The sequence below is a fragment of the Zobellia uliginosa genome (genome assembly GCF_900156625.1).
In the GTDB taxonomy this organism is placed as follows: Bacteria; Bacteroidota; Bacteroidia; order Flavobacteriales; family Flavobacteriaceae; genus Zobellia; species Zobellia uliginosa.
Window position 1 is genome coordinate 26,041 of record NZ_FTOB01000012.1, and the last position, 24,300, is coordinate 50,340.

Annotated in this window: 24 protein-coding genes; 13 read left to right on the forward strand and 11 right to left on the reverse strand. The window is 43.7% G+C overall.

The window, feature by feature from the left end:
* Nucleotides 1–37: 37 nt before the first annotated feature.
* Nucleotides 38–1,468, forward strand: a complete 1,431-nt coding sequence (locus tag BW980_RS21125; protein ID WP_076457149.1) for an SLC13 family permease — start codon at nt 38–40, stop codon at nt 1,466–1,468.
* Nucleotides 1,469–1,553: 85 nt separating this feature from the next.
* Here the strand turns inward: BW980_RS21125 and BW980_RS21130 are convergent, their stop codons facing one another.
* Nucleotides 1,554–1,961, reverse strand: coding sequence for a hypothetical protein (locus tag BW980_RS21130; RefSeq protein ID WP_076457150.1), 408 nt, complete (start codon nt 1,959–1,961; stop codon nt 1,554–1,556).
* A 492-nt stretch (nt 1,962–2,453) separates the two neighbouring features.
* On the opposite strand from BW980_RS21130, the gene BW980_RS21135 reads away from it, so the two are divergent.
* The 3 genes from BW980_RS21135 (at nt 2,454) to BW980_RS21145 (ending at nt 6,727) form a co-directional block, all read left to right on the forward strand.
* Nucleotides 2,454–4,949, forward strand: a complete 2,496-nt coding sequence (locus BW980_RS21135) for a zinc-dependent metalloprotease (protein WP_076457151.1) — start codon at nt 2,454–2,456, stop codon at nt 4,947–4,949.
* 702 nt (nt 4,950–5,651) lie between these two features.
* Nucleotides 5,652–6,095 (forward strand): Spy/CpxP family protein refolding chaperone, encoded by a 444-nt coding sequence (locus BW980_RS21140; RefSeq protein ID WP_076457152.1) that lies wholly within the window; start codon nt 5,652–5,654, stop codon nt 6,093–6,095.
* Between the two features lie 137 nt (nt 6,096–6,232).
* Nucleotides 6,233–6,727, forward strand: coding sequence for a MepB family protein (locus BW980_RS21145; RefSeq protein WP_076457176.1), 495 nt, complete (start codon nt 6,233–6,235; stop codon nt 6,725–6,727).
* A gap of 127 nt (nt 6,728–6,854) precedes the next feature.
* Here BW980_RS21145 and hemL read toward each other — a convergent pair whose 3' ends face one another.
* The 4 genes from hemL to BW980_RS21165 all read right to left on the reverse strand — a co-directional run bounded on the left by hemL (nt 6,855) and on the right by BW980_RS21165 (nt 10,296).
* On the reverse strand, nt 6,855–8,135 hold the full coding sequence (gene hemL / locus BW980_RS21150; RefSeq protein WP_076457153.1) for a glutamate-1-semialdehyde 2,1-aminomutase: 1,281 nt from the start codon (nt 8,133–8,135) through the stop codon (nt 6,855–6,857).
* A complete protein-coding gene (locus BW980_RS21155) occupies nt 8,136–8,972 on the reverse strand; it encodes a glucosaminidase domain-containing protein (RefSeq protein WP_317042206.1) in 837 nt (278 codons plus the stop codon).
* A gap of 17 nt (nt 8,973–8,989) precedes the next feature.
* Entirely contained in the window at nt 8,990–9,892 is a 903-nt protein-coding gene (locus BW980_RS21160) for a 1-aminocyclopropane-1-carboxylate deaminase/D-cysteine desulfhydrase (RefSeq protein WP_076457177.1), read from the reverse strand.
* A 74-nt stretch (nt 9,893–9,966) separates the two neighbouring features.
* Nucleotides 9,967–10,296, reverse strand: a complete 330-nt coding sequence (locus BW980_RS21165; protein WP_076457155.1) for a hypothetical protein — start codon at nt 10,294–10,296, stop codon at nt 9,967–9,969.
* A 205-nt stretch (nt 10,297–10,501) separates the two neighbouring features.
* Here BW980_RS21165 and BW980_RS22710 point away from each other — a divergent pair, with 205 nt between their 5' ends.
* From BW980_RS22710 to BW980_RS21180, 4 genes are all read left to right on the forward strand, one after another.
* Complete coding sequence (locus tag BW980_RS22710) at nt 10,502–10,660, forward strand: C1orf53 family protein (protein WP_158499715.1); 159 nt, start codon at nt 10,502–10,504, stop codon at nt 10,658–10,660.
* Nucleotides 10,661–10,738: 78 nt separating this feature from the next.
* On the forward strand, nt 10,739–11,296 hold the full coding sequence (locus BW980_RS21170; protein WP_076457156.1) for a DUF4136 domain-containing protein: 558 nt from the start codon (nt 10,739–10,741) through the stop codon (nt 11,294–11,296).
* A 119-nt stretch (nt 11,297–11,415) separates the two neighbouring features.
* Nucleotides 11,416–13,179: an aromatic amino acid hydroxylase gene (locus BW980_RS21175; RefSeq protein ID WP_076457157.1), complete on the forward strand. Its 1,764-nt coding sequence runs from the start codon at nt 11,416–11,418 to the stop codon at nt 13,177–13,179.
* A 40-nt stretch (nt 13,180–13,219) separates the two neighbouring features.
* On the forward strand, nt 13,220–14,476 hold the full coding sequence (locus BW980_RS21180) for a glucuronyl esterase domain-containing protein (RefSeq protein ID WP_083690585.1): 1,257 nt from the start codon (nt 13,220–13,222) through the stop codon (nt 14,474–14,476).
* An 11-nt stretch (nt 14,477–14,487) separates the two neighbouring features.
* Here the strand turns inward: BW980_RS21180 and BW980_RS21185 are convergent, their stop codons facing one another.
* From BW980_RS21185 to alaS, 6 genes are all read right to left on the reverse strand, one after another.
* Nucleotides 14,488–15,102, reverse strand: coding sequence for a DUF4230 domain-containing protein (locus BW980_RS21185; protein WP_076457159.1), 615 nt, complete (start codon nt 15,100–15,102; stop codon nt 14,488–14,490).
* Between the two features lie 49 nt (nt 15,103–15,151).
* Complete coding sequence (locus tag BW980_RS21190) at nt 15,152–16,114, reverse strand: GSCFA domain-containing protein (protein ID WP_076457160.1); 963 nt, start codon at nt 16,112–16,114, stop codon at nt 15,152–15,154.
* Nucleotides 16,115–16,182: 68 nt separating this feature from the next.
* Nucleotides 16,183–16,602 (reverse strand): DUF3995 domain-containing protein, encoded by a 420-nt coding sequence (locus tag BW980_RS21195; protein ID WP_175609937.1) that lies wholly within the window; start codon nt 16,600–16,602, stop codon nt 16,183–16,185.
* A gap of 99 nt (nt 16,603–16,701) precedes the next feature.
* Nucleotides 16,702–17,244, reverse strand: a complete 543-nt coding sequence (locus BW980_RS21200) for a Crp/Fnr family transcriptional regulator (RefSeq protein ID WP_076457162.1) — start codon at nt 17,242–17,244, stop codon at nt 16,702–16,704.
* 111 nt (nt 17,245–17,355) lie between these two features.
* Complete coding sequence (locus tag BW980_RS21205) at nt 17,356–18,084, reverse strand: DUF5995 family protein (protein WP_262508159.1); 729 nt, start codon at nt 18,082–18,084, stop codon at nt 17,356–17,358.
* A 186-nt stretch (nt 18,085–18,270) separates the two neighbouring features.
* The gene (alaS, locus tag BW980_RS21210) at nt 18,271–20,886 is read right to left on the reverse strand and encodes an alanine--tRNA ligase (protein WP_076457164.1); all 2,616 of its coding nucleotides are present in this window, start codon (nt 20,884–20,886) and stop codon (nt 18,271–18,273) included.
* A gap of 101 nt (nt 20,887–20,987) precedes the next feature.
* Here alaS and BW980_RS21215 point away from each other — a divergent pair, with 101 nt between their 5' ends.
* From BW980_RS21215 to BW980_RS21235, 5 genes are all read left to right on the forward strand, one after another.
* The gene (locus tag BW980_RS21215; protein ID WP_076457165.1) at nt 20,988–21,965 is read left to right on the forward strand and encodes a M23 family metallopeptidase; all 978 of its coding nucleotides are present in this window, start codon (nt 20,988–20,990) and stop codon (nt 21,963–21,965) included.
* On the forward strand, nt 21,965–22,294 hold the full coding sequence (locus BW980_RS21220; RefSeq protein WP_076457166.1) for a MerR family transcriptional regulator: 330 nt from the start codon (nt 21,965–21,967) through the stop codon (nt 22,292–22,294). Before BW980_RS21215 ends, BW980_RS21220 begins: the two co-directional genes overlap by 1 nt.
* Before the next feature lie 85 nt (nt 22,295–22,379).
* On the forward strand, nt 22,380–22,979 hold the full coding sequence (locus BW980_RS21225; protein ID WP_076457167.1) for a LemA family protein: 600 nt from the start codon (nt 22,380–22,382) through the stop codon (nt 22,977–22,979).
* A gap of 9 nt (nt 22,980–22,988) precedes the next feature.
* On the forward strand, nt 22,989–23,426 hold the full coding sequence (locus BW980_RS21230; protein WP_076457168.1) for a TPM domain-containing protein: 438 nt from the start codon (nt 22,989–22,991) through the stop codon (nt 23,424–23,426).
* Nucleotides 23,407–24,210, forward strand: a complete 804-nt coding sequence (locus BW980_RS21235; RefSeq protein WP_076457169.1) for a TPM domain-containing protein — start codon at nt 23,407–23,409, stop codon at nt 24,208–24,210. The genes BW980_RS21230 and BW980_RS21235 overlap by 20 nt, the downstream gene beginning before the upstream one ends.
* Nucleotides 24,211–24,300 lie beyond the last annotated feature (90 nt).

A 24,300-nucleotide genomic window follows, 5' to 3' on the forward strand; every position in this document is an offset into this window, starting at 1 on the left:
AAGAAAAAACATAGCTTAGGACCACCAATTCAAAACTATGGAATCCAGTAAAAAAGCGGGACTCTTTTTAGGGCCCATTCTTTTTTTTATTATTCGCTTTTTACCGTTTGACCTGGTCTCCGAAAAAGGAGATGCCGTAATTGCCGTTGCCATCTGGATGGTCGTTTGGTGGATTACCGAAGCCGTATCAATATCGGTAACCGCCCTACTCCCCCTACTTCTTTTTCCCTTTCTAAAAATAATGGACATCGGTGAAGTGGGCGCAAATTATGGCAGTCCGATAATTTTCTTGTTTTTCGGGGGCTTCGTTCTGGCCCTGGCCCTCGAGAAAGTGAATCTTCACAAACGGATAGCCCTGAACATTATTAAAATTACCGGTACCACCCCCAATAAGGTAGTACTTGGTTTTATGATCGCTACGGCATCATTGAGTATGTGGATCAGCAATACGGCCACTACCGTTGTAATGCTTCCTATTGCCATGTCGGTCATTGGTCTTTTGGTCAACGATGCCGACGGCTTTACCAAAAACGACAGGAATTTTGCCCTGTCCGTCATGTTGGGCATTGCTTTTTCGGCCAATGCAGGTGGGGTGGCCACGGTCATCGGAACACCGCCCAATTCGGTGATGATAGGACTTCTGGAAAACGAATACAATATTGAGATTTCCTTTTTAAAATGGATGGTCATAGGCGTGCCCTTTTCCGCCTTGATGATCTGGATCAGTTACTTGGTCTTGGTGAAATGGATGTACCCGAATCGCGACCTCGTCTTTTCCGCTTCAAAGAATGTAATCAACGATGAGCTCAAAAAACTGGGCCCCATGGGAGGGAAAGAAAAAATGGTGCTCGCTATTTTTGGGGTTACCGTTTTCCTATGGATTTTCAGAACGGTCATCAACGGCATATTCCCTGCATTGAAATTGAACGATACCATGATCAGCATCATGGCGGCAATTGCAATGTTCGCCATCCCCTACAACATAAAAAAGGGCGACTTTATCATCGTATGGAAAGACACCCAAAAACTAGCTTGGGGCATCTTGATCCTTTTTGGTGGCGGATTGGCCTTGGCCAAAGGTATGTCGATAAGCGGTATCGTTGACGTGGTATCGGGAGCAATAGGCGATAGCCACATCAGTATTTTGTTTACGGCCATTCTTTTGATTACCCTTATGCTCTTTATGACCGAACTGATGAGCAACGTGGCCTTGATCGCCGTACTGGCCCCGGTAGTAGCCGGTATTGCCATCGGCTTGGATATCCCTATACTATATTTATTGATCCCCGTTACCATAGCCAGTAGCTGTGCCTTTATGCTTCCTATGGCTACACCTCCCAACGCCATTGTTTTTGCCAGCGGCTATGTAAAGGTGAACGAAATGGCCAGGGTCGGCATTATATTGAACATCATTGCCGTAATGCTATTGGTCTTAATGTTCCAATTTGTAGTACCCCTATTGTTCTAGTCGAAAAATGAATATTCCGTATAAAACAAAACCCTGCTTAAAAAGCGAGGGTTTTATTTAGCTAATCCATTAAAATTTTCAATGGTCAATTGTATTTTATATACGGATTAAATCCTTCCGGTAGATGTTCTTTTGTATTGAAATTTAAAGATATTTCATCATTAGCATCAATATAGTTGAAGTCTTCCACATGTGTAGGATACGCATAGGCGTCGAAGTCTACCGGAAGATACTTGGTCAGGTCACCGGTATCGTTCGCATCTTCCTCTATATAGGCAATGGCATCTAAATCTACATAGATATCGTTCGCATTAAAATCTTCTGGAAGATAATCGGACGTATCAAAGCCCAATTCAAAATCTACATCCTCATCGATATAGTCTATAGATTGAATGATAGATTCATCTTTTTCTGTGGTGGGGTCAGCGGCAAAAACTCCGTTTGCAAATATAAGACCCAATACTATACTTATTTTTAAACTCTTCTTGTTCATAACGTTGTACGTTTATTTCCGAGCTTATATAACGTCTAATTGTGCCTTTATTGCTTTTTTATTTTTGTGGGACATTTCTTAATTACCTTGAAATCACCATATTCGCAATTTATGGCTCAAAAATGAGTCAACTTGCTATTTAAGGGTTTGCACTTTTGATTTCCCGACAGTATTTGTCAGGAATTTTTATGTCGGAAATTTTGAATATTTTTTTCCGTTTCCGGAAGCATCCATAAGGGCTGGTGAAAATCATCGGTTTTATAGGTCGTTCGTCCGAACAAAAAACATAGGCTTAAGAAGTTAAAGGAAGAAAAACCTTTAGAAAAGGATCCTTTCCCCCCTACTATGCAAAGACTTAAACATTCAAAAAATGTTATATTTACCCGATGAGCAGTAAGAGGTTATTTTTCTACGAACATTATAGAGGTCGAATCGAATACACCGATATTTTACCGCAATTCACTCCAACAAATTTTCAAATCAACATTTTATATGAACAAAACAACTATTGTTAGGTTCGTTTTTGCTTTAATGGTACTGAGTGCTGCAACTACGGAAGCCCAAATTTTCAAGAAAAAGAAAGAGAACACCGAAAGCCCCGACAGCAAGGGCGATGGTAAAAAGGAAAAGATAAAACCTTACAACAAGGTCATTACCAAAGCGGCCAAGTCAGATGAAGGCTTGTTTACCACACATATTGTCGATCAAAACCACTACTATGAAATACCCGACTCTTTGTTCAACAAAGAGATGTTGATGGTAAGCCGTATTTCCAAAACCGCCACAGGTATCGGTTTCGGGGGCGGCAAAATAAACACGAAGGTACTCCGCTGGGAAAAAAAGCCGACGAAAGTCCTCCTTCGCGTTGTTTCCCACGGTATCGTGGCCGCCGATTCCTTGCCTGTACATGAAGCCGTGGTAAACTCCAACTTCGAACCCGTCTTGTACGCCTTTGACGTTAAGGCCGTCAAAAAAGACTCGGCCAACCCTACGACCGTCATACAAGTGAACGACTTCTTCGAAAAAGATGTCCAGGCCTTGGGTATGCCCGATTCGTATAGGGAAAAGTACAAGGTGTCGCGTTTGGATGAAAGCAGGAGTTACATCGAATCCATTAAAAGCTTTCCCTTAAACGTTGAAGCGCGCCATGTCAAGACCTACTTGGCAAAAAAACCGCCCAGCAACGGCAGTCTCGGCTCCATATCCATTGAAATTAACAACTCCATGATACTCTTGCCCGCCGAACCTATGAAACGTCGCTATTTCGACGAACGTGTCGGATGGTTCGCCAGGGCCCAGACCGATTACGGATTAGACGTGCAAGAAAGTAAGACCGTAAAGTTCTTAGACCGATGGCGCCTAGAAGTCAAAGAAGAAGATTTGGAAAAATTCAAGAGGGGCGAATTGGTAGAGCCCAAAAAACAGATCGTATATTATGTAGATAGGGCCACCCCAAAAAAATGGATCCCTTATATAAAACAAGGAATAGAAGATTGGCAGGTAGCTTTTGAAGAAGCAGGGTTTAAAAATGCCATTATCGCCAAAGACCCCCCTTCCGTTCTCGAAGACCCCGATTGGTCTCCCGAAGATGTTCGTTACTCGGTGGTACGATATTTGGCCTCTCCCATTCCAAATGCGAACGGACCCCACGTAAGTGATCCCCGAAGCGGTGAAATTCTGGAATCGGATATCAATTGGTACCACAATGTAATGACCCTATTGCGCAATTGGTATTTTGTACAGACCGCGGCCATAAACCCCGATGCCCGGGGAACACAGTTCAAAGATGAAATCATGGGACGCCTGATCCGTTTTGTTTCGGCCCATGAAGTAGGCCATACCCTTGGCTTGCCCCACAATATGGGAAGCAGTGTCGCCTATCCGGTCGATTCTTTGCGCTCGGCATCCTTCACCCAAAAATATGGAACGGCCCCATCGATAATGGATTACGCCCGTTTCAATTATATTGCCCAGCCCGAAGATGGTGATGTCGCCCTTATGCCGAACATAGGCATCTACGATAAATATGCCATTAAATGGGGTTATAAACCTATTTTAGGGGTATCTACCGAAGAAGAAAATAAAATTCTAGACAGCTGGATACTCGAACATGCCGGTGATCCCTTATACCGTTTCGGCCACCAACAGGTAGGCGATATAGTAGACCCAAGTGCTCAGACCGAAGATTTGGGAGACGATGCCGTTAAGGCCAGTCTATATGGTATTAAGAATTTGAAGCGCATTGTTCCCAACCTAATAACTTGGACCAAGGAGGATGGAAAAACCTATGAAGACCTAAAAAAACTCTACGGTCAGGTGATTGCCCAATTCAATCGCTATATGGGCCATGTATCGAATAATATCGGTGGTGTTTACGAATATCAAAAGACCTATGACCAAGATGGTGCCGTCTACATACCCGTAACGAAATCACATCAGCAAAACTGTATGGCCTTTCTACAGGAAGAACTTTTTGATACCCCACAATGGCTTATTGACCAGAATATCTTTAACAAGATCCAATATTCAGGTTTTGTGGAAGAGATTAGAGCGATGCAGACCCGAACTTTAAACAACATACTCAGTTTAGGAAAACTTCAACGTTTGATCGAAAATGAAACTGCCAACGGAGTGGAAGCTTATCGATTGACCGATATGATGAACGAACTCCGCAACGGTATCTGGTCAGAACTCAAGAGCGGAAAAAGCATTGACACCTATAGAAGAAACCTTCAAAAGGCACATGTAGAGCGATTGAATTATTTAATGACCGCAAAAGACCAAAAGAAGCTGCCGGAATTTGGCGGCTATCAAAAGTCGACCGTGGTTCATGCCAGCCAATCCGATATCCGTTCCGTAGCCCGTGCCGAACTGCAAATACTGCAAAGAAGTATTGAAAAAGCGAGTATACGGACTTCCGATAGCATGAGCAAGTATCATTTACAAGACGTAAACGAACGAATAGAACAAATTCTTGATCCCAAATAAGCAATGGATTTTGCGGCAAATACACCAGGACTATGGAAATAACTGACCAAAATTAGAAATAGGCCGGTTCCCGTTGACAGGTTTAAGGGCCAAGAATAGCCCAATTATCTTGGTAAGACAGGTATGAAACCTCGTTGTACAAAGCGCCCTTAGGGCAACATTAACAGCTAGGGTTTCATACCTTTTCTATTCTTCACCCCCCGCTTTTATCTACAAACCTATCGATGAAATGCACAAAACATCGACAAACCATACATTTAAACCACAATTTTGGCTTAACTGACCACAGCTTAGTACCGCTTTGCAACAAGCTTCATTATCGGCGTCTTCTTTTAACTAACTTAGTATTAGAATCAAAAAAACATACGCCATGTCTCAAAAACTTAAAAGTTCGTTATACCTAGCCGGATTCGTGATCGCATCAGTAATCTATTACAATCAAACCAATGCCGATCAGTCTCTCCAGACGGTCGAGATGGCTTCGGCAGATATCGAACAAGTTATTGCTCCCGAGGCAGTGGACTAAAATATACTGACATTCGACAAACCTACTATGTGAGGGCGAGGAAACTATTCTTCGCCCTTTTTTACACCCTAAAATCAAGCCTATCAACCTGTTAATTAATCCATAAATTACAGAGGCCCGTTAAACCTTGTTCCTTCATTCCACTCTAAGATGTATAATCATTAAAATTTAGAAAGATGAAAAAGATAATTGTAGCATTAGTATGTATGATCGGGCTTACCGCAATGGCCCAAAGGGAAAAAGGTCACAATAGAGATCAAATGAAAGATTTGACCGCAGAGCAGATAGCAACGCTCCACACAAAGAAAATGACCTTGGCCTTAGACCTAACATCGGCCCAGCAAGAAAAAATAAAGGCCATTCACTTAGAGGAAGCCAAAGCACGTAAAGCCAAGCATGAAGAACGCAAGGCAAAAAAAGAGGAAGGCGAACGTAAAAGACCGACTTCAGAAGAGCGATTCGCTATGGAAAATGCCAAATTGGACAAGATGATCGCCCTTAAAGCCGAAATGAAAGATATTCTTTCTGCAGAGCAGTACGAGAAATGGAAAAAAATGCAACAGCATAGAAAAAAGAAGGGTTCTAAAGGACGAAAAGAAGGACACAAAGCAAGAAGGTAAGAACCTCAGCTATTACAAAAAAGGGCCGCAGTATCTGTGGCCCTTTTTTGTTTTCAGCCTCTACTTATTTCATTATTTTTACAGGATATTCGATACTTAAGATCACTATATTTATTATTCTAGACCAAAAAGAACACATGACCGAAGACCTCCAACATCTCGTATCGAATGTGTATTCCCCGAGTGGACTTACCCTAGGGGGTTTTAAATCGGAGCAAGAAAGTCAAGAGTACGGGGCCTGTAGATTTCTATTGGACTCCCATAAGGTCATCTTTAGAAATGCCAAAATCACCCCTAAGAAAGTCGGGCAGTTCGTTACTTTTTGGAAACGGGCCGACAATGGCCCTATTTGTCCATTCGATGACAGTGATGATTTCGACTGCTTCGTCATCAACGTGAGCAAAGACGATTTGCTCGGACAATTTGTTTTTCCAAAGCAAGTATTGATATCAAAAGGAATAGTCACTACCCCAAAAAAAGAGGGGAAACGAGGTTTTCGCGTATATCCCATTTGGGACGTGGCAACAAGTAAGCAAGCCCAGAACACCCAAAACTGGCAGCTTCGCTACTTTTTTGAGATCCACGATAAAACAAATTACAACAAAGTACAATCGCTCTTTGGCGCGATCTGAAGCATAGGTCAAAGGTAGGGGTAAAGAAACCCCGCCCATTTAAAGACCATGGGCGAGATACTGGATGGGACTAAAACAAAGGTTCCCAATGCCTTATCCCAAGTAAGCCAAACATAAAAACAAGTCCTTACAACTCCACTTTCTTTAAGGCCTCTACGGTTTCATCGATATCGGCATAGCTCAAGGCATCGTTCAAAAAGTAGCTTTCAAATGCACTTGGTGGCAAGTATACCCCATTTTGAAGCATACCATGGAAGTACTTTTTAAAGGTTTCATTGTTCCCTTTTGCCGAGCTATCGAAATCGATAACCGGTTCTTCTGTAAAATGTACCGAAATCATACTACCAAAACGGTTGATTTGGTAAGGCACACCTTTATCTTTTAAAACGGTATCCAAGCCTTCATGAAGGTAAGCCGTCTTTTTGGCAAGACTTTCAAAAACCTCAGGGTGCCCGTCCAGTTCGGTAAGCATAGCCAAACCTGCAGCCATGGCCAAGGGATTACCACTTAAGGTCCCTGCTTGGTATACAGGGCCTTCAGGTGCCAAATGGGCCATAATTTCAGCTTTTGCGGCAAATGCGCCTACTGGCAAACCTCCTCCGATAACCTTTCCAAAACAAACGATATCGGCATCGATGCCAAGTGCTTCTTGAGCTCCCCCTTTTCCTAAACGGAAACCGGTCATGACCTCATCGAACAACAACAAGATACCTTCTTGGGTACATAATTCCCTAAGTCCCTTTATAAATTCGTCAGAAGGAACAATACACCCCATATTACCCGCTATAGGCTCAATAATTATAGTGGCTATTTCCCCTTTGTTCGCCTCTACCAGTGCCCGAACACTTTCCAGGTCGTTGTATTTGGCCAACAAGGTGTCTTTAGCCGTACCTTGGGTGACCCCCGGACTATTGGGACTACCAAAGGTTACGGCCCCGCTTCCGGCTTGTATCAAAAACGAATCGGAATGCCCATGGTAGCAACCCGCAAATTTGATGATCTTATCTTTTCCCGTATAGCCTCGAGCCAAGCGCACGGCACTCATACAAGCTTCCGTACCACTGTTCACGAAACGGATCTTATCGATATTCGGCACCATGGATACCGCCAATTGGGCAAGCTGTGTTTCAATTTCCGTAGGCATACCAAAAGATGTACCCTGTTTGGCCTTTTCGATAACGGCATTGATAACGGGTTCATGGGCGTGGCCCAAAATTAACGGGCCCCAAGAGGCGATATAATCGATCAATCGATTGTCATCTTCATCATAGAGATAGGCACCTTTTGCCCTCTTTACAAAAATGGGATCACCGCCTACGGCCTTAAAGGCACGGACCGGCGAGTTAACACCTCCTGGAATATATTTTTGTGCCTCTGCAAACAAGGCACTACTTCTTTGGTATAACATCTATTTATTGAAATTTTGTGTCTTAACGGTAAGTTTTTGCCCAATGGCCAAATTGTTGTCGTACATGTAGTTCCATCGCTTTAGATCATCAACGGAAACGGAATACGCCCTCGAAATCGAATATAGGGTATCTCCCTTTTGAACCACATGTACCCGACTCTGTGCACGAGACGCAATCACCGGCTCTTCCTTTTTGGGCCTATGGAAGCCTTGCTTGGCAATTTCAGTGTCGTACTTGTGCAATTCGTATCGTTCTATAAGTGATATCAGCTTTTGCGGATAATGCCTATCGGTAGCGTAACCGGCCTGTCGCAAGCCTTTGGCCCATCGTTTGTAATCGTCACTTCTGTAGTCGAAGAGAAAGGCGTAGCGGGAACGGTGTTTCAGGAAAAGGCTATGATCGCGGTACGAGTACATAGGGTGGTTGTATTTTCTAAAACACTCCCCTTTTTCATCGTCATCGTGAAAGTCGTAATCGCCTTCCCAGCCCGTATGGCATTTGATCCCAAAATGATTATTGGTCTTTAGGGCCAAGGCCCCTTTTCCCAATCCGCTTTCCAAAAGACCTTGGGCCAGGGTAATACTTGCGGGAATTCCAAAAGCCTTCATTTCCATTTGGGCGATTTCGGCGAAAGTCTCTACGTATTCTTCGGGCGAATCTATATTAAAACGGACGAATTCCCCGGTGTCTTCGGGCATTGGATACAGTCCGTCATCAGACTTCTTGCTTTCCTTTTTTGCGACCACCACTTCCTTCTTTTGCTGTGGCGATTCGCTTCTCGAAGCAACGGTCCGTTTGGCTTTACATCCTATAAAAAATATGCTCAAAAGAGACATTATGAAAAGTCTGCGTATCATATGTTTATCAATGGTAGATTTTTCTTTTTCAAACTCTGGTTCATTCCCTCTATACCTTGTAGCCCCCCTGTGTGGATGGCCAAGATTTTGGTTTTTGGGGGGAAATACCCATTCTTGACCAAATCTAAAATACCGTAGACCATCTTACCCGTATAAACAGGGTCGAGTGGTATTTGGGTCTTTAGATTAAAATCGTTAATAAACTGCACCAATGCTTCGGTGAGCTTTGCGTAACCCCCAAAATGATAGTCGGTTATCAGCTTCCAATTTCCCCTTGGAGCAAATTTACAAATATCTTCTTGTAAAAAATCTCCTTTAAGCGCCGGAAACCCCAAAACTTTTTGTGAAGCATGGGCCGCATTACTGATTCCGGCAATGGTCCCCCCTGTTCCCACGGCACAACAGACCACATCGAAAACAGCATCATCGGGAGTCAAAATTTCCTCACATCCCTTTATGGCCAAGGCATTCGTTCCTCCTTCGGGCAAGAGATAAAATTTACCGAAGCGTTGTTTCAGACCGGCCAAAAGCGTCTTACTGTCTTTGTTACGGTAGGCTTCCCTAGAGATAAAGTTGAATTCCATACCATGGGAATGTGCCAATTTCAGCGTACCGTTCCCCTGCCATTTTTCCGCGATCTCTTCCCCCCGAATCACCCCGATGGTCTTAAAACCATGGAGTTGTCCCGCATAGGCCGTGGCCGCAATATGGTTCGAGAAGGCTCCCCCAAACGTCAATAGGGTATCGAAACCCTTGGTCCGGGCCTCTTCTAGGTTGTACTTGAGTTTTCTGTATTTGTTTCCGGAAATCAAAGGATGAATCCGATCCTCCCTCTTAAGAACAAGGGAAATCCCTTTCTCGGCCAATATTGCCAGGTCTATTTCTTGATTTTCGGTCATTTCACCCATACGTAGCAAAAGTAGGGCGAAAAAAAGAAGGAGTAAAGTGAAGTATCGATTAAGCGCGACGGCCCTTATTGGGAAAGGTATTTTATAAAACCAAAAGGCTTGCGCTCACTCGTATAGTTAAGGTTCTTCTCGTTCGAATAGGCCTCACGTTCAAAACTGATATTCTGATATGCCTTGTAACTATCGAGATATATCGCGGTTCTTATAAGCCATTCCGAGATGTATAGAATGTAGAAAAAAACAATCAACAATTCTTGCTGCTGCTTCAGATGTATTTTCTCATGGTTGATCAAAACGATATCTTCTTTGAGTCCATCATGCTTTAAAATGATGAAGGGCCAAAGTGATAGACCAACATAGTTCTTATAAAAAAAATGTTTAAAGACTAAGATCATAATCAAAAGTTTAAACGGAGCATCATAAAGTTAATTGTTATTCAGCCCTTATATTCGATAACTGAACTTTCTTGCCAACAATTACAATGATTCGTTAAAATACTCCTAAACACCCCTAAAATGTACGGTTTTCAAATCGTTTTTTGTTGTTTATCAACAAAATGAAGTAATTTTATACCAATCAAAAGCAAGGCTGAAGGAGGTGATGAAAAAAATAATTCCGCCCGAGGAGGGCGATTTTTACCTATCAAAAGAAGGATATCGGGTATTTACCCAGCAGTATCATTTAAAGAGAGGGTACTGTTGTGAAAGTGGTTGCAGGCACTGCCCCTATGGTTTTGACCCCAAAACGAACCGCCAATGAACATGGTTGTTCGGCATGATTTTTGAGGTTACCTTAATCAGAAAAAAGATGTATTAACACCAAATACAATTATTTGTTATGAAAAAAATTAAAATCCTTGCAATTCCCATGCTTGTGTTGCTGTTCTTAAGCTCATGTACTTCGGTGCGCGTACTTTCGGATTACGACAAAGAGGCGAATTTTGACAGCTACAAAACCTATGCTTTCTACAAAACAGGCATAGACAAGGCCCAAATTTCGGATTTGGACAAAAAACGTATCCTTCGCGCCATTGAGGCCGAAATGGGCAAACGAGGCTTCTCAAAATCTGAGAATCCAGATATTTTAGTGAGCATATTCACCAAAGAAAAGGAACAGGTAGACATCTACAACAACTACTGGGGCGGCTATTATGGCTGGGGATGGAACCCGTATTACTGGGGCCCGGGATGGGGCGGCAACAATGTAAGCACCCGCACCGAAGGCTCATTGTACATTGACCTCATCGATGCCAAAAGCAAGGAGCTGGTATGGCAAGGCAAAGGAGTTGGCAACCTAGTGAACGTAAGCAACATAGAAAAGAAAGAGGAGCGCATTCGCGAATTTGTTTCGGAAATATTGATGCAATACCCACCGAACGCAGTGGCTGCTAAATAAACCTATTTTGACCAAGTAAAAGCTCTTTTATTCTTAAAGGGCTTTTTTTATACGCTGGCCCACCCCATGCAATCGAAAGCCTCCCTTTTTTGTATCTTTATAACAGAAAACCGTCTAGTATGAAGTATATCAGCAACCCTGTTCTCGACAAGCTACCTGCACATTTGCAGCAGTATATCAAACCACAGGATTACAATGAATATTCGGCTATAGACCAAGCCGTTTGGAGGTACGTAATGCGCAAAAACGTGGATTACCTCAGTAAGGTGGCCCATGCTTCCTATCTTGAGGGACTAAAAAAAACCGGGATTTCCATAGACCATATTCCTAACATGTACGGCATGAACCGTATCTTAAAGGAAATCGGTTGGGCGGCCGTAGCCGTTGACGGGTTTATTCCCCCTTCGGCCTTTATGGAATTTCAAGCCTATAACGTTTTGGTCATTGCCTCCGATATACGCCAACTAGACCATATAGAGTACACTCCCGCCCCCGACATTATTCACGAGGGTGCAGGCCACGCCCCCATTATCGCCAACCCCGAGTACGCCGAATACCTTCGTCGATTTGGCGAAATTGGCTGCAAGGCGATTTCCAATGCAAAAGATTACGAACTCTACGAAGCGGTACGCCACCTTTCCATCATTAAGGAAGCACCCGGCACACCCCAGGAAGAGATCGACAAGGCCGAAAAACATATTGAAGACCTGCAAAATAACATGGGCGAACCCAGCGAAATCGCACTTATTCGCAATCTGCACTGGTGGACCGTGGAATACGGCCTTATTGGAACACCCGAAAACCCGAAAATATACGGTGCCGGACTTCTTTCCTCGATTGGGGAAAGTGCTTGGTGCATGACCGACAAAGTAAAGAAAATACCCTATTCCATAGATGCGGCATATACTTCCTTCGATATTACGCAACCTCAACCACAACTTTTCGTTACACCTGATTTCGCTTACCTGAGCCAGGTATTGGAAGAGTTCGCCAACACCATGGCCCTAAGACGTGGAGGATTAAAAGGGATACAAAAACTTATTGAATCGAAAGAACTGGGCACTATTGAACTCAGCACCGGATTGCAGATATCGGGAAATTTCGATAGGGTAATTGAACACGAAGGCAAGCCGGCATTCTTTCAGACCTTAGGACCTACCGCCCTTTCCTTCCGGGAAAAAGAGTTGGTCGGACACAGCACCAAACAGCACGCCACCGGTTTTGGATCGCCCATAGGCAAACTCAAAGGCATCAACCTGGCCATTGAAGACATGAGCCCCTTAGATTTAAAGGCCTATAACATTTTTGAAGGCCAGCAAGTTTCCCTAGAATTCGAAGGACACATTAAGGTAGCGGGAGAAATCATTACAGGTACCCGAAACCTACAGGGCGAAATTATTCTGGTTACCTTTAAAAACTGCCGAGTAAGCCATAAGGACAAAGTACTGTTCGAAAGCAATGACGAACTGTACAATATGGCCGTAGGTCGAGAAATTGTTTCCGCCTTTAACGGCCCGGCCGACCTCAACAGCTTTGATCTGGTTACCCACAAAATATCATCGAGCACCATAAAGGTCAAGGCCGATTCCGCCCAAAGCAAATTAGGGCAGTATTACGAACAGATACGTCATTTTAGGGAAGGTAAGAACACCACCATCTCAAGACATAAGGTTTTTGAAGCCATCAGGGACGATTACCCTAACGATTGGCTGCTACCCGTGGAGCTATATGAACTCGCCAAAGAGAACGGCGACAATGATTTTGCCCAAGAAATAGCCGCACACCTAGAAACAGTTAAATTGAACAATCCGAAGGCAGGCCATCTGATAGATGATGGACTTAATTTGGTAAATCATAAATTTGAAACCGAAAAATTAAAATAACGATTGGCGCATTTGCCGATCGACCCCAAACCAAACCACTGTGAAACCATTCATCATTCTATTTTTTGCATTAATTCCATCGATATTCGTGGCACAACCCGAAGCAAATTATGACGAAACCAAGGTTCCCAAGTTTACCGTACCGGACCCGTTAATGACCTTTAGTGGCGAAGCCATTACCGATAGGGACCAATGGGAGAAAAAACGAAAACTGGAGATCTATCAATTTTTCGAAAAACAGATTTATGGCAAGGTGCCCACCATGCTCGATGAGTATTCGTTCGAAGTCATAGAGGAAGACAACAACGCCTTGGGCGGCAAAGCCCAGCGCAAACAAATTGCCGTTGGTCTAAAAAAGAACAACCGTTCGCTCAATTTCAACATACTCCTTTATCTCCCTAAGGGAAACGAAAACGCCCCCGTATTTTTGGGCTATAATTTTCACGGCAACCACACGGTGACCGACGACCCCAAGGTCTTCATAACCGAAGCTTGGAACGCGAACGACATTGCCTTGAACATCAAGAACAACAAGGCCACCGAAGCCTCTAGGGGCTCAAGAAAGGACCGATGGGCCGTTGACAAAATACTCGACAACGGATTTGGATTAGCGACGGTCTACTACGGTGAAATCGACCCTGATAAAAACGATTTTTCCGATGGATTGCACAGCCTCTTCTATAGGGAAGGGCAAAACAGACCTAAAACAAACGAATGGGGAAGCATTGCCGCATGGGCCTTTGGCCTTAGCCGTGCCATGGATTACCTCGAAAACGACACCAACATTTCCAAAGTTATTGTTTTTGGCCATTCAAGACTGGGCAAGGCCGCTCTATGGGCCGGGGCATCGGATCCTCGCTTTGACGGAGTGATCAGTAACAATTCCGGATGCGGTGGCGCCGCCTTATCTAAACGCAAATATGGGGAAACCATAGGCCACATTAACAATTCCTTTCCGCATTGGTTTTCGGAAAGCTTCAAGAAATACAGTAACAAAGAAGAAATATTGCCCGTAGACCAGCACCAATTATTGGCATTGATCGCCCCAAGGCCTTTATATGTGGCAAGTGCCGCCGAGGACGAATGGGCCGACCCCAAGGGCGAATTCCTTTCGGCACAGTACGCCACGTCAGTATACGCCCTATATGGCAAAAAAGGGATATCTAAAAGCGATAGCCCCCTTGTAGACCGGCCTATTCAAGAAACCCTAGCCTACCATATACGATCGGGAAAACACGATGTTACCGATTACGATTGGGACCAATACATTAGTTGGGCACAAAATTTTGTAAAATAGCCGAAGAGGTATCAATCCTTAAGAAAAAAATCGCTTAGGTCTTGGTCTACGACCTCATCTTTGTAGACCAACTGCCACCCCATGGAATTGGTTAGGATGTAAAACTTCTGAAGTTCGCTAATCAGGCGATTCTGGGCATTCGTTTTTAATGATGAGGCTTCCACTTTTTTCATCAACGAAGCCTTTACGTTTTTCTTGATCTTATTATAATCGCTGGCCTCGAACATATTCAAGTAGTCTGAGCTCACATCATAATATTCAAAGTCGGGATTGATCTTTACCTCGGGCTCAGGTATGCTTTTGATACGCAACACCTTATTGTCCTCATCGACTTCAAAGTCTATTTGATTCAGGTCATAAGCTATGGTAACATCGGCATTGACCACTACCAAGGCTTTCTTTTCCGCGGAGATAAAGGGACCGAAAAGCATCTTGGAATCTTTGTAATTGTAGACTTCGGCAAAATGGCCTTCGGTAACGATCAATTTACTGACGTTGTCTATTTGTGTTTGGATGAGCATGCTATTTTCTTGAAGGATGCTTTTCTCCTCCCTTTCATCGGCACATGAACGGAACACCAAAACTACCGCCAAGGTGACAATAACCCCTACAAATACTTTTTTCATAAGTTGAAGTTACAATACAAATTGAAATTAACGAAACGGAAAAAGCATTCTAACCCCCAGAACCTTGACCGGAAAAATCCATGAAAGGAAACTGCTTTTGAATGTCGTTGATTTTAAGTCCCAAGGATTTTAAAAACTTTTTATGCTGTTCCGATTCCGGATGAAAGGGCCTGTGGCGCAATCCCTTTTGAATGGCATCGACCTGCTGCATTGATTCTTGAGCTTCCTCCGAAATCCACACCGATTTAAACCTCTCCCAAATATAATCAACCGCCAATGGGTTGGGATGCACCATATCTTCTTTATAGAAGCGGTAATCCCTAAGCTCATCCATCTGGATTTCGTACGAAGGAAAGTAAGACGCCCCTTCTTGCAAAACCGCGTGGACCACCGAAATCAAATGTGCCTTACTTCTTTGATTCTCCACAAAACCGTCCTTTAGATGCCGTACGGGCGATACGGTTAAAACAAACTGCACCTTCGGGTTTATCGAACGAACGGAGGCCATAATGGCATTCAGTGCCGCCTTCATCTCTGCAATGCCCAACAGCTCCTTTGAGAATTGCTTCTGTGGGACTTTATGGCAGTTGGCCACTACCGTATCGGTTTCTAAGTGGCGATACACCCATGCCGTTCCCAGGGTAATACCGATATGGGTAGCGGTCGCCAGGTGTTCGGCCGTTTTTTCCAGCCCATCATTGAGCAACCCCAATAGGGTTTCTTGGGAAAGGGCGCTCAAATCGGAATGGGCGTCGTAACACTGCCAACGTTCGTTATGGTAAAATACATCCTCTTGGGTATACCGCTTCCTCCGAAGGGCCCGGGACACCAAATTTTCAATAGCCAAGGGATGAAATAAAATGCCGAAGGGATTCCTGAGCGACCGAAACTTAAAGTAGGTGAACTTTTCCCCGATATTTTCCGAAAAACAAGAACCCAGAAAAACCAAGCGACTTTCATAATCGATTTGCTTTTCGGCCTTTTGTAAAGGTATTTGTGTTTGGAGTTTCATTATCATTTATTTTCCGGCTTGCATCCAAAAATAGCAGCTCACCTTATTTCTACGCCTCCCTATTGTTTTCAATCCATTAATTGAATCAGTATTCCCATTATACCAATGGCCAAACATAATGGAATAAAAACTTTTGAGTCCGCCTTCGCGAAGGTGGTATGTTTTACTTTCTTAAAAAAGCCCACATAATTAAAATCACCTATGGCCCGTAAAATAAAAATAGAAGGAATAAACCAATATCCATAATTTATCACCCCATTCAACCCTTGAATAGTTACGAGCCCTGATTTCATCAGATAAACCGAAGCAAACGAAACCAAGACGACCCCGACGACTAGGGTCGCTATTGGGGGAATCTTAGGCAGGCATTCCCCATTGCCTTTTGTAGGGATTACTTTCCCTACCGCCCAATCGCCTCCAAAAAGCCAATAGAAATGTAAGCCTCCAAGTACGATAAAAATCAAGAATAGAATTAATGACAACACCATAACAACCATACGTTTACGCTTTTAAATACTCGTTTCTTTGTTTTATTGATCGGGCAAATTTCCTATAAAACAATGGAAGCAAGACTTAACTTTGGGTAATTAATGCCTTGAAAGCTGATTTCTGATCCTACTCAATGACTGTGGGGTAATGCCCAAATAACTCGCGATATGCTTTAGGGAATACTTTTGAAAGTAATCAGGATGTTCTTTCATCAAAAGCAGGTATCGCTCCCTTGGATTTAAAAACAACAGTTGTTCGGTTCTACGTTTACTGTTGACGAATATTTGCTCACTTATGATCCTCCCGAATTTATTCCAATAAAAAGAAGTTTCGTAGAGGGCATTGAGCCCTGTCCTATCCAAAAAAATGGCCTCACCTTTTTCAAGGCCCTGAATAGACAAGGTCGCTGGTTCTTCGCGTATAAAACTCTCGTAATCCGTAATGAATTCGTTATCGGACCTTAGCAAAAGATTGGTCTCCACCAATTGGTCATTGGTGTGGTAAGACCGTATGGAACCCGACTTGATAAAAGCAATGAAACCACATATTTGCGGAGGGTGGAGCAACCGCTCCCCTTCATCAAAGCCAACTGTCGACAGATAAGGCTCTATCGCCTTCCAATCGTGCTCTTCAAAAGGCAATATCTGGTTTAGTATGTGTTGTAAGGCTTCGATGGCTTCTTTCGGGATAAGGGATATACGTGTTGTTTGTTTTTTATCTGTCTTTTTTAAATAAATAAGGGCCGTATCGATTCAGTCTTCCCGTAATGTTGCGATGACCTTAGCGATATTCCTTTCTTCGAACCGGCCTATGAGACTGAGCAAAAAATCGATAATCTTAGATCGGGGCGTCTTAATGAATTCACTCAATTTCAGCACTACCCCATCAATATTTTTAATCGCTTCCCCTTGATGTTCCACTCCCAAGCCCCAGAGTAAATTCGCATTGCCCCACGATACCTCCCTGGCCTTGGCCATACTAAAATCGATAATCTTCTCGTCTGAATTTTTCCCTGCCCAATCCAACATAAAAAGTAAAGGGGACACACGGCCAAGCCTATCTTGCATTTCATTGACAATATCGGAAAGAATACGGTTTACGGTGTTATAGTCGTTTTCTATTTCCGCCAACTCCCTTTCCCTCATAACGGTACTTACCGCCATGGCCAGATCAAGATTGATATGGGTATTGATTCCGAGCATAACGTGCTGTAGAATGGTCAAGGGCTCTTTTGCGTTTTTAAAGGCAAAATCCCACGACCTGCTTACCTCGAGGCCATTTGAATAAGCGTGGTAGGCGTCGAGATAGAAATTGGCGAATTCGACATCGAATTTCACCATTCGGTCATTATCCTCGAAATTTCCGAGCTCGACCTCTTTTAGTATTTGGGCCGTAGTCCTTCTGTAGACATAGGCGAATAAGCCCATGTGGCTGTTGGCCGCAATGGCGGTATCAATTATAATATCCAATTGACGGAGCACTTCAGGTATGGTAGTCGGACGGCTAATCTTATCTATATTATTTATGACTGTTTAAACTTAAAATCCCCTGTAAGTTACTTCATTTTCGCCATAAGCCACATCCCCATTCGATACACTTAAGTTTCCGTTCCAACACCAAATAAAAAGAAAAACGCCTCGCCTAAATAAGCGAAGCGTTGTTATAATTTACTTTATATAATCTTCAGCCTTGGCCAAGGCCTCATCGATTCCTTCGGGCTTTTTACCCCCTGCGGTAGCAAAGAAGGGTTGGCCACCGCCGCCACCTTGAATGAATTTCCCCAATTCCCTCACAATGGTTCCGGCATTCAAATCTTTTGCCCCTACCAGCTCTTTAGAAATGTAACAAGACAATAATGCTTTTCCATTTTGTTCCGTAGCAAAAAGAAGGAAGAGGTTATCTTGGTTCTGTCCCATTTCAAAAGAAAGGTCTTTAATTCCCGCAGCATCCAAATCTATTTTCTTGGCTAAAAACTGAACCCCGTTCACTTCTTGGAGTTCATTTTTCAGCTCTACTTTTAGGTTTTTCGCCTTATCTTTTAAAAGTGCCTCCACTTCTTTTTTCAACTTTGCATTTTCTTCCTGCAAGGTTGACACAGCCTTAACAGGGTCTTGGGCATTGTTCAACAAGCCTTTGATATCTAAAAGAACCCTATCGTTCTCGGCATAGAAATCTTTTACGGCATCGGAGGTAATGGCCTCAATTCTTCTGATTCCCGAAGCCACCGCGCCCTCTGACTTTATTTTAAAATGCCAGATATCGCCGGTATTCTTTACATGGGTCCCTCCACAAAGTTCTATAGACCGACCAAAGCGGACCGTGCGAACGGTATCGCCGTACTTTTCCCCAAAAAGGGCCATCGCCCCTTCTTCGAGCGCTTTTTCGACCGGAATGTTACGTTGCTCCTCAAAAGGCAATTGTCCGGCAATACGGGCGTTTACAAAACTCTCTACTTCACGCAGTTCCTCAGGTGTTACCTTTGAAAAATGCGAAAAATCAAAACGAAGGTATTTTGAATGCACCGCAGACCCTTTTTGCTCGACATGTTTACCGAGAACCTCACGCAAGGCCTGGTGCAATAAATGTGTAGCCGTGTGGTTGGCCTGCGTGCGCTCGCGCTGCTTCTTATCGACGACGGCCCTAAAGGTTCCGTTTAGGTCGGCAGGAAGGTTTTTGGTAAAATGGATAATCTCGTTGTTCTCTTTTTTGGTATCTAGAATGTAGACCACATCCCCATTCGGCATCTCCAAGTAGCCTTTATCGCCAACTTGTCCGCCGCCTTCAGGGTAGAAGGGGGTTAGGTTGAATACCAATTGATATTGCTCGCCCGCTTTTTTAGAGGTCACCTTTCTGTACTTCACCAGCTTTACGTTGGCTTCAAGCATATCGTAACCCACAAATTCCTGCTCTAAATCAGCGGAGAGCACTTCCCAATCATCCTTGGAGATTTCCGAGGCGGATTTTGAACGGTTTTTCTGCTCTTGCATAGCGAGTTCAAAACCCTTTTCATCTAAGGTCAAACCTTTTTCAGAAAGGATCAGGGCGGTCAAATCGATTGGAAAACCGTAGGTATCATAGAGTTCAAAAGCCTTTCTTCCGTCAACTTCCTTGCCCTTGACATTCAAAATAACCTGATCCAAAAGCACAAGCCCTTGTTCTAGGGTCTTTAAGAAAGAATACTCTTCTTCCTTGATAACGTTTTCTATCAGTTGGCGTTGCTCTTTCAATTCAGGAAAAGCCTCGCCCATATTTTCCGTCAGTACATTGACCAAACGGTACATAAAGGGTTCCTTGGTATTCAAAAAGGTAAATCCGTAGCGAACGGCCCTTCTTAAAATACGTCTTATCACATAACCGGCACCGGTATTGCTTGGCAACTGTCCGTCAGCGATAGAGAAGGACACGGCACGAATATGATCTGCAATAACCCGGACAGCGATATCGATTTCCTCGTCTTTGCCATATTTGCTATGGGTAATGGTTTCTATCTCACGAATGATCGGTTTAAAGACATCGGTATCGTAGTTAGACTGAACACCTTGCATGACCATACACAAGCGTTCGAATCCCATTCCGGTATCGACATGTTTTGCCGGCAAGGGCTCCAATGAACCATCGGCCTTTCGGTTGTACTGCATGAACACCAAATTCCATATTTCTACGACTTGCGGGTGATCGGCGTTTACCAACGAAGCCCCGGAAATTTTGGCCTTTTCTTCGGCCGAGCGGATATCTACGTGAATTTCGGAACAAGGTCCACATGGCCCTTGATCCCCCATCTCCCAAAAGTTATCTTTTTTATTGCCTAGAATAATGCGGTCTTCTGGTACTATGGCCTTCCAAAGATCGAATGCCTCCGTATCCAAATCGAGTCTATCGGCATCCTTGCTTCCCTCAAAGACCGAAACATAGAGACAATCTTTATCTATTTTCAATACCTCGGTAAGCAACTCCCATGCCCATTCGATAGCTTCCTTCTTGAAATAGTCGCCAAAGCTCCAGTTACCCAACATTTCGAACATGGTATGGTGATAGGTATCCTTACCCACTTCCTCAAGGTCATTGTGTTTTCCGCTTACACGTAAGCACTTTTGGGAATCGACCGCCCTTGGATTTTTGGCCACGCTATTCCCCAAAAAGAACTCTTTGAACTGGTTCATGCCCGCATTGGTGAACATGAGTGTAGGGTCGTCTTTGATGACCATCGGGGCAGACGGAACTATTTTATGTCCTTTTTCTTTAAAAAAGTTTAAGAATTGCGATCGGATTTCCTTGGAAGTCATAGAAAATTATAAGGTTTTACAAAATTTGACGTTTTAAAGGAAAGTATTTCTATATTTGTTTATCCCGCTAAAACGTCACAAAAATAGGATAAAATAGGTACATGTCTAAGGTAAAGTATTATTACGATCCCGATACGCTTTCATATCGCAAGATAGAGCCCAAAAAGTCTAGGCGTTATCGTAATATCGCCCTGTTCTTTATTGGCTCTTTTCTTTTTGGCCTGCTGTGCTTGGTTTTCTTGATGAACACCAATTTGATCAACACCCCGCGCGAGCTTTCACTACAGCGGGAAGTAAAGAATTACGAACTCCAGTTTGAGCTTTTAAATCGAAAAATGGGTCAGATAGAGGAAGTCTTGGCCAATATAGAAGAACGCGACAACAATATCTACCGTCTCTATTTTGAGGCCAACCCCATACCCGAAGAACAGCGAAGGGCCGGTTTCGGTGGTGTCAACCGTTACAAATCGCTTGAAGGCTTCAACAATTCGGAAATGGTCATTGCCACGACGAAACGACTTGATATTATCAAAAAGCAAATGGCCATACAATCAAAATCTTTGGATGAGATAACCAAATTGGCCGAAGAAAAAGAAAAATTCTTGATGGCCATACCGGCCATTCAACCGGTGAAAAACGAAGACCTTAAACGAATGGCCTCGGGTTACGGCTGGCGTTCGGACCCCTTTACAAAAGCTCGAAAAATGCATCGCGGCATGGATTTTTCGGCCCCAAAAGGCACTCCGGTTTACGCTCCGGGAGACGGTAGGGTCATCCGCGCCGATAACGGCTCGTCAGGTTACGGCAAACACATTCGCATAGACCATGGCTACGGATACAAAACCCTGTATGGGCACCTTAGCGAATACAACGTTAAAAAAGGGCAAAAAGTAAAAAGAGGCGACCTCATTGGTTTTGTAGGAAATACAGGCCGCTCGGAAGCCCCGCATTTGCACTATGAAGTCTGGAAAGATGAAGAACGCATCAACCCCATTAACTTCTATTACGGTAGTCTGACCGCAGAAGAATTCGAGAATATGCTAAAATACGCAGCACAAGAAAACCAATCTTTGGACTAATGCAAGTAGATCTCCCCGAAAAAAGGTACTATGGCATTGGTGAAGTCGCCAAGGCCTTTGGCGTGAACACTTCCCTTATCCGTTTTTGGGAAAAGGAATTCGACGCCCTCAAACCTAAAAAGAACGCGAAGGGCAACCGTAAGTTCACCCCACAGGACATCAACAACCTCAAACTCATTTACCACTTGGTAAAAGAGCGCGGATTTACCCTTGAAGGCGCCAAAACCCACCTTAAGGAAAATCGCCAAAAAACGCTCAACAACTTTGATATCATAGATAAGCTCGAGCGTATCAAGACCGAATTGACGAAGATCAAAGACCAATTGTAACTTTTTTACAAATTAGGGGTCTAACATCTTAAACGAACTGTTTTTCTTTTTACAGCACATTAACTATAACCTAATATTTTTAAAAATGAAAAAAGGATTAATAGCACTTATTGTATTGGGAGTGATCGCAATCGCACTCTATGGATGGGGCGTAAGTTTCAACAATACAGCCATAGAACTCAAGGAAGCGTCGACCAAAACTTGGGCGAATGTAGAAAGTGCCTATCAACGCAGAAATGATCTTATCGGTAACTTGGTAAAAACAGTACAAGGCGCGGCCGATTTTGAGAGGGGCACATTAAAAGACGTGATCGAGGCCCGCTCAAAAGCCACTTCAATTTCCATAGACCCTAGCAATATCACTCCAGAACAATTGGCGGAGTTCAACAAGGTGCAAGGAGGCCTAAGCGGGGCACTAAAAAGCCTATTGGTTACCGTAGAACGATATCCTGATCTAAAAGCCAACAAAAACTTTCTGGAACTACAGTCCCAATTGGAAGGTACGGAAAACCGCATCAATGTAGCGCGCGATCGCTTTAATGCTTCGGTCGAGCCCTATAACCTGCATGTAAAAACCTTCCCAAATTCTATTTTGGCAAAATTGTTCAATTTTGAAGAGCTTTCCTATTTTCGATCTGAGGCCGGGGCGGAAAAGGCACCTGACACAAGTTTTGATTTCAAATAGCCGCGGATTATGTCTCGAGTAGAAAACTTTTTAACGGCCGAAGAAGAGCAAGAAATTGTTCAGGCCATTGTCAATGCCGAAAAAAATACGTCTGGTGAAATACGGGTACATTTAGAGGCACATACAAAAATCGACCTACTCGACCGAGCCAAAGAAGTATTTCATTTACTAAAAATGGACAACACCAAAGAAGAAAATGGGGTTCTGATCTATGTGGCCGTAAACGATAGGAAGTTTGCTATTTATGGCGATCGAGGCATCGATAAAGTGGTCCCTGAAAATTTCTGGGATTCCACTAGAGACACCATTGCATCGCATTTTAAAAAAGGAAGGTTCAAACAAGGCCTTATCGAGGGGATATTGAAAGCCGGAAAGGAATTGGAAAGTCATTTCCCATGGCAACATGGCGATGTAAATGAGCTGAGCAATGAAATATCTAAAAACTAGTTTACTTGTACTCTTTCTTTTCTGGGGCCTAGGTTCTTTCGCCCAGTTCGAAATTCCCGAAAAACCAGAAAAGGAAACCAGTGTGTACGACTACATTGATCTTTTAAGCACAAGCCAGAAAAAAAATCTGGAAGAAAAGCTCATTCGCTATTCCGATAGTACTTCCACCCAAATCGTAGTGGCCATTATCAATTCTACGAAAGGGGAACAGATCAACTACCTTGGAGCAAATTGGCTCACCGAATGGGGGATTGGCCAAAAGGGAAAAGACAATGGAATTTTAATTGTCTTAGCCAAAAATGACCGTAAAATCAGTATTAATACCGGTTATGGCGTCGAAGCCACCTTGACCGATGCGATGTCAAGACGCATTATTGAAACCGTTATTATACCCCATTTTAAGCAAAACAATTATTACGAAGGCCTGAACAGTGGCTGCGATGCCATTTTTCAGGTACTTCAGGGCGAGTTTAACGAAGAGCGCTCATTTAACGATGGCGTGGCATCTCCCCTAGCCCCGTTTTTTCCCTTTATCATCTTTATCATCATTCTTATCATACTCTCCCGTCGCAACAAAGGTGGCGGCAGCAACGGAGGTGACGGCGGCAAACGCAATAAGGGCCTAGACCTTTGGGACATTATCATCTTAAGCAATATGGGCCGTAGCGGAGGCTCAGGAGGCTTCGGAGGCGGTTTTGGCGGAGGCTTTGGTGGAGGCGGTGGTTTCAGCGGCGGCTTCGGCGGTGGCATGGGCGGCGGCGGCGGCGCCTCGGGCGGTTGGTAACAATCTATTTCTTTTTAGCCTTCACGATTGGCCCGAATATATTATATTAGTAGGAAATTCCATAGACCGCTATTCCTTAAAGCGTACTTT

Coding starts and splice junctions, on each gene's coding strand:
- BW980_RS21125 (WP_076457149.1), top strand. CDS start 38: ATGGAATCCAGTAAAAAAGCGGGACTCTTTTTAGGGCCCATTCTTTTT.
- BW980_RS21130 (WP_076457150.1), bottom strand. CDS start 1,961: ATGAACAAGAAGAGTTTAAAAATAAGTATAGTATTGGGTCTTATATTT.
- BW980_RS21135 (WP_076457151.1), top strand. CDS start 2,454: ATGAACAAAACAACTATTGTTAGGTTCGTTTTTGCTTTAATGGTACTG.
- BW980_RS21140 (WP_076457152.1), top strand. CDS start 5,652: ATGAAAAAGATAATTGTAGCATTAGTATGTATGATCGGGCTTACCGCA.
- BW980_RS21145 (WP_076457176.1), top strand. CDS start 6,233: ATGACCGAAGACCTCCAACATCTCGTATCGAATGTGTATTCCCCGAGT.
- hemL (WP_076457153.1), bottom strand. CDS start 8,135: ATGTTATACCAAAGAAGTAGTGCCTTGTTTGCAGAGGCACAAAAATAT.
- BW980_RS21155 (WP_317042206.1), bottom strand. CDS start 8,972: ATGTCTCTTTTGAGCATATTTTTTATAGGATGTAAAGCCAAACGGACC.
- BW980_RS21160 (WP_076457177.1), bottom strand. CDS start 9,892: ATGACCGAAAATCAAGAAATAGACCTGGCAATATTGGCCGAGAAAGGG.
- BW980_RS21165 (WP_076457155.1), bottom strand. CDS start 10,296: ATGATCTTAGTCTTTAAACATTTTTTTTATAAGAACTATGTTGGTCTA.
- BW980_RS22710 (WP_158499715.1), top strand. CDS start 10,502: ATGAAAAAAATAATTCCGCCCGAGGAGGGCGATTTTTACCTATCAAAA.
- BW980_RS21170 (WP_076457156.1), top strand. CDS start 10,739: ATGAAAAAAATTAAAATCCTTGCAATTCCCATGCTTGTGTTGCTGTTC.
- BW980_RS21175 (WP_076457157.1), top strand. CDS start 11,416: ATGAAGTATATCAGCAACCCTGTTCTCGACAAGCTACCTGCACATTTG.
- BW980_RS21185 (WP_076457159.1), bottom strand. CDS start 15,102: ATGAAAAAAGTATTTGTAGGGGTTATTGTCACCTTGGCGGTAGTTTTG.
- BW980_RS21190 (WP_076457160.1), bottom strand. CDS start 16,114: ATGAAACTCCAAACACAAATACCTTTACAAAAGGCCGAAAAGCAAATC.
- BW980_RS21195 (WP_175609937.1), bottom strand. CDS start 16,602: ATGGTGTTGTCATTAATTCTATTCTTGATTTTTATCGTACTTGGAGGC.
- alaS (WP_076457164.1), bottom strand. CDS start 20,886: ATGACTTCCAAGGAAATCCGATCGCAATTCTTAAACTTTTTTAAAGAA.
- BW980_RS21215 (WP_076457165.1), top strand. CDS start 20,988: ATGTCTAAGGTAAAGTATTATTACGATCCCGATACGCTTTCATATCGC.
- BW980_RS21220 (WP_076457166.1), top strand. CDS start 21,965: ATGCAAGTAGATCTCCCCGAAAAAAGGTACTATGGCATTGGTGAAGTC.
- BW980_RS21225 (WP_076457167.1), top strand. CDS start 22,380: ATGAAAAAAGGATTAATAGCACTTATTGTATTGGGAGTGATCGCAATC.
- BW980_RS21230 (WP_076457168.1), top strand. CDS start 22,989: ATGTCTCGAGTAGAAAACTTTTTAACGGCCGAAGAAGAGCAAGAAATT.
- BW980_RS21235 (WP_076457169.1), top strand. CDS start 23,407: ATGAAATATCTAAAAACTAGTTTACTTGTACTCTTTCTTTTCTGGGGC.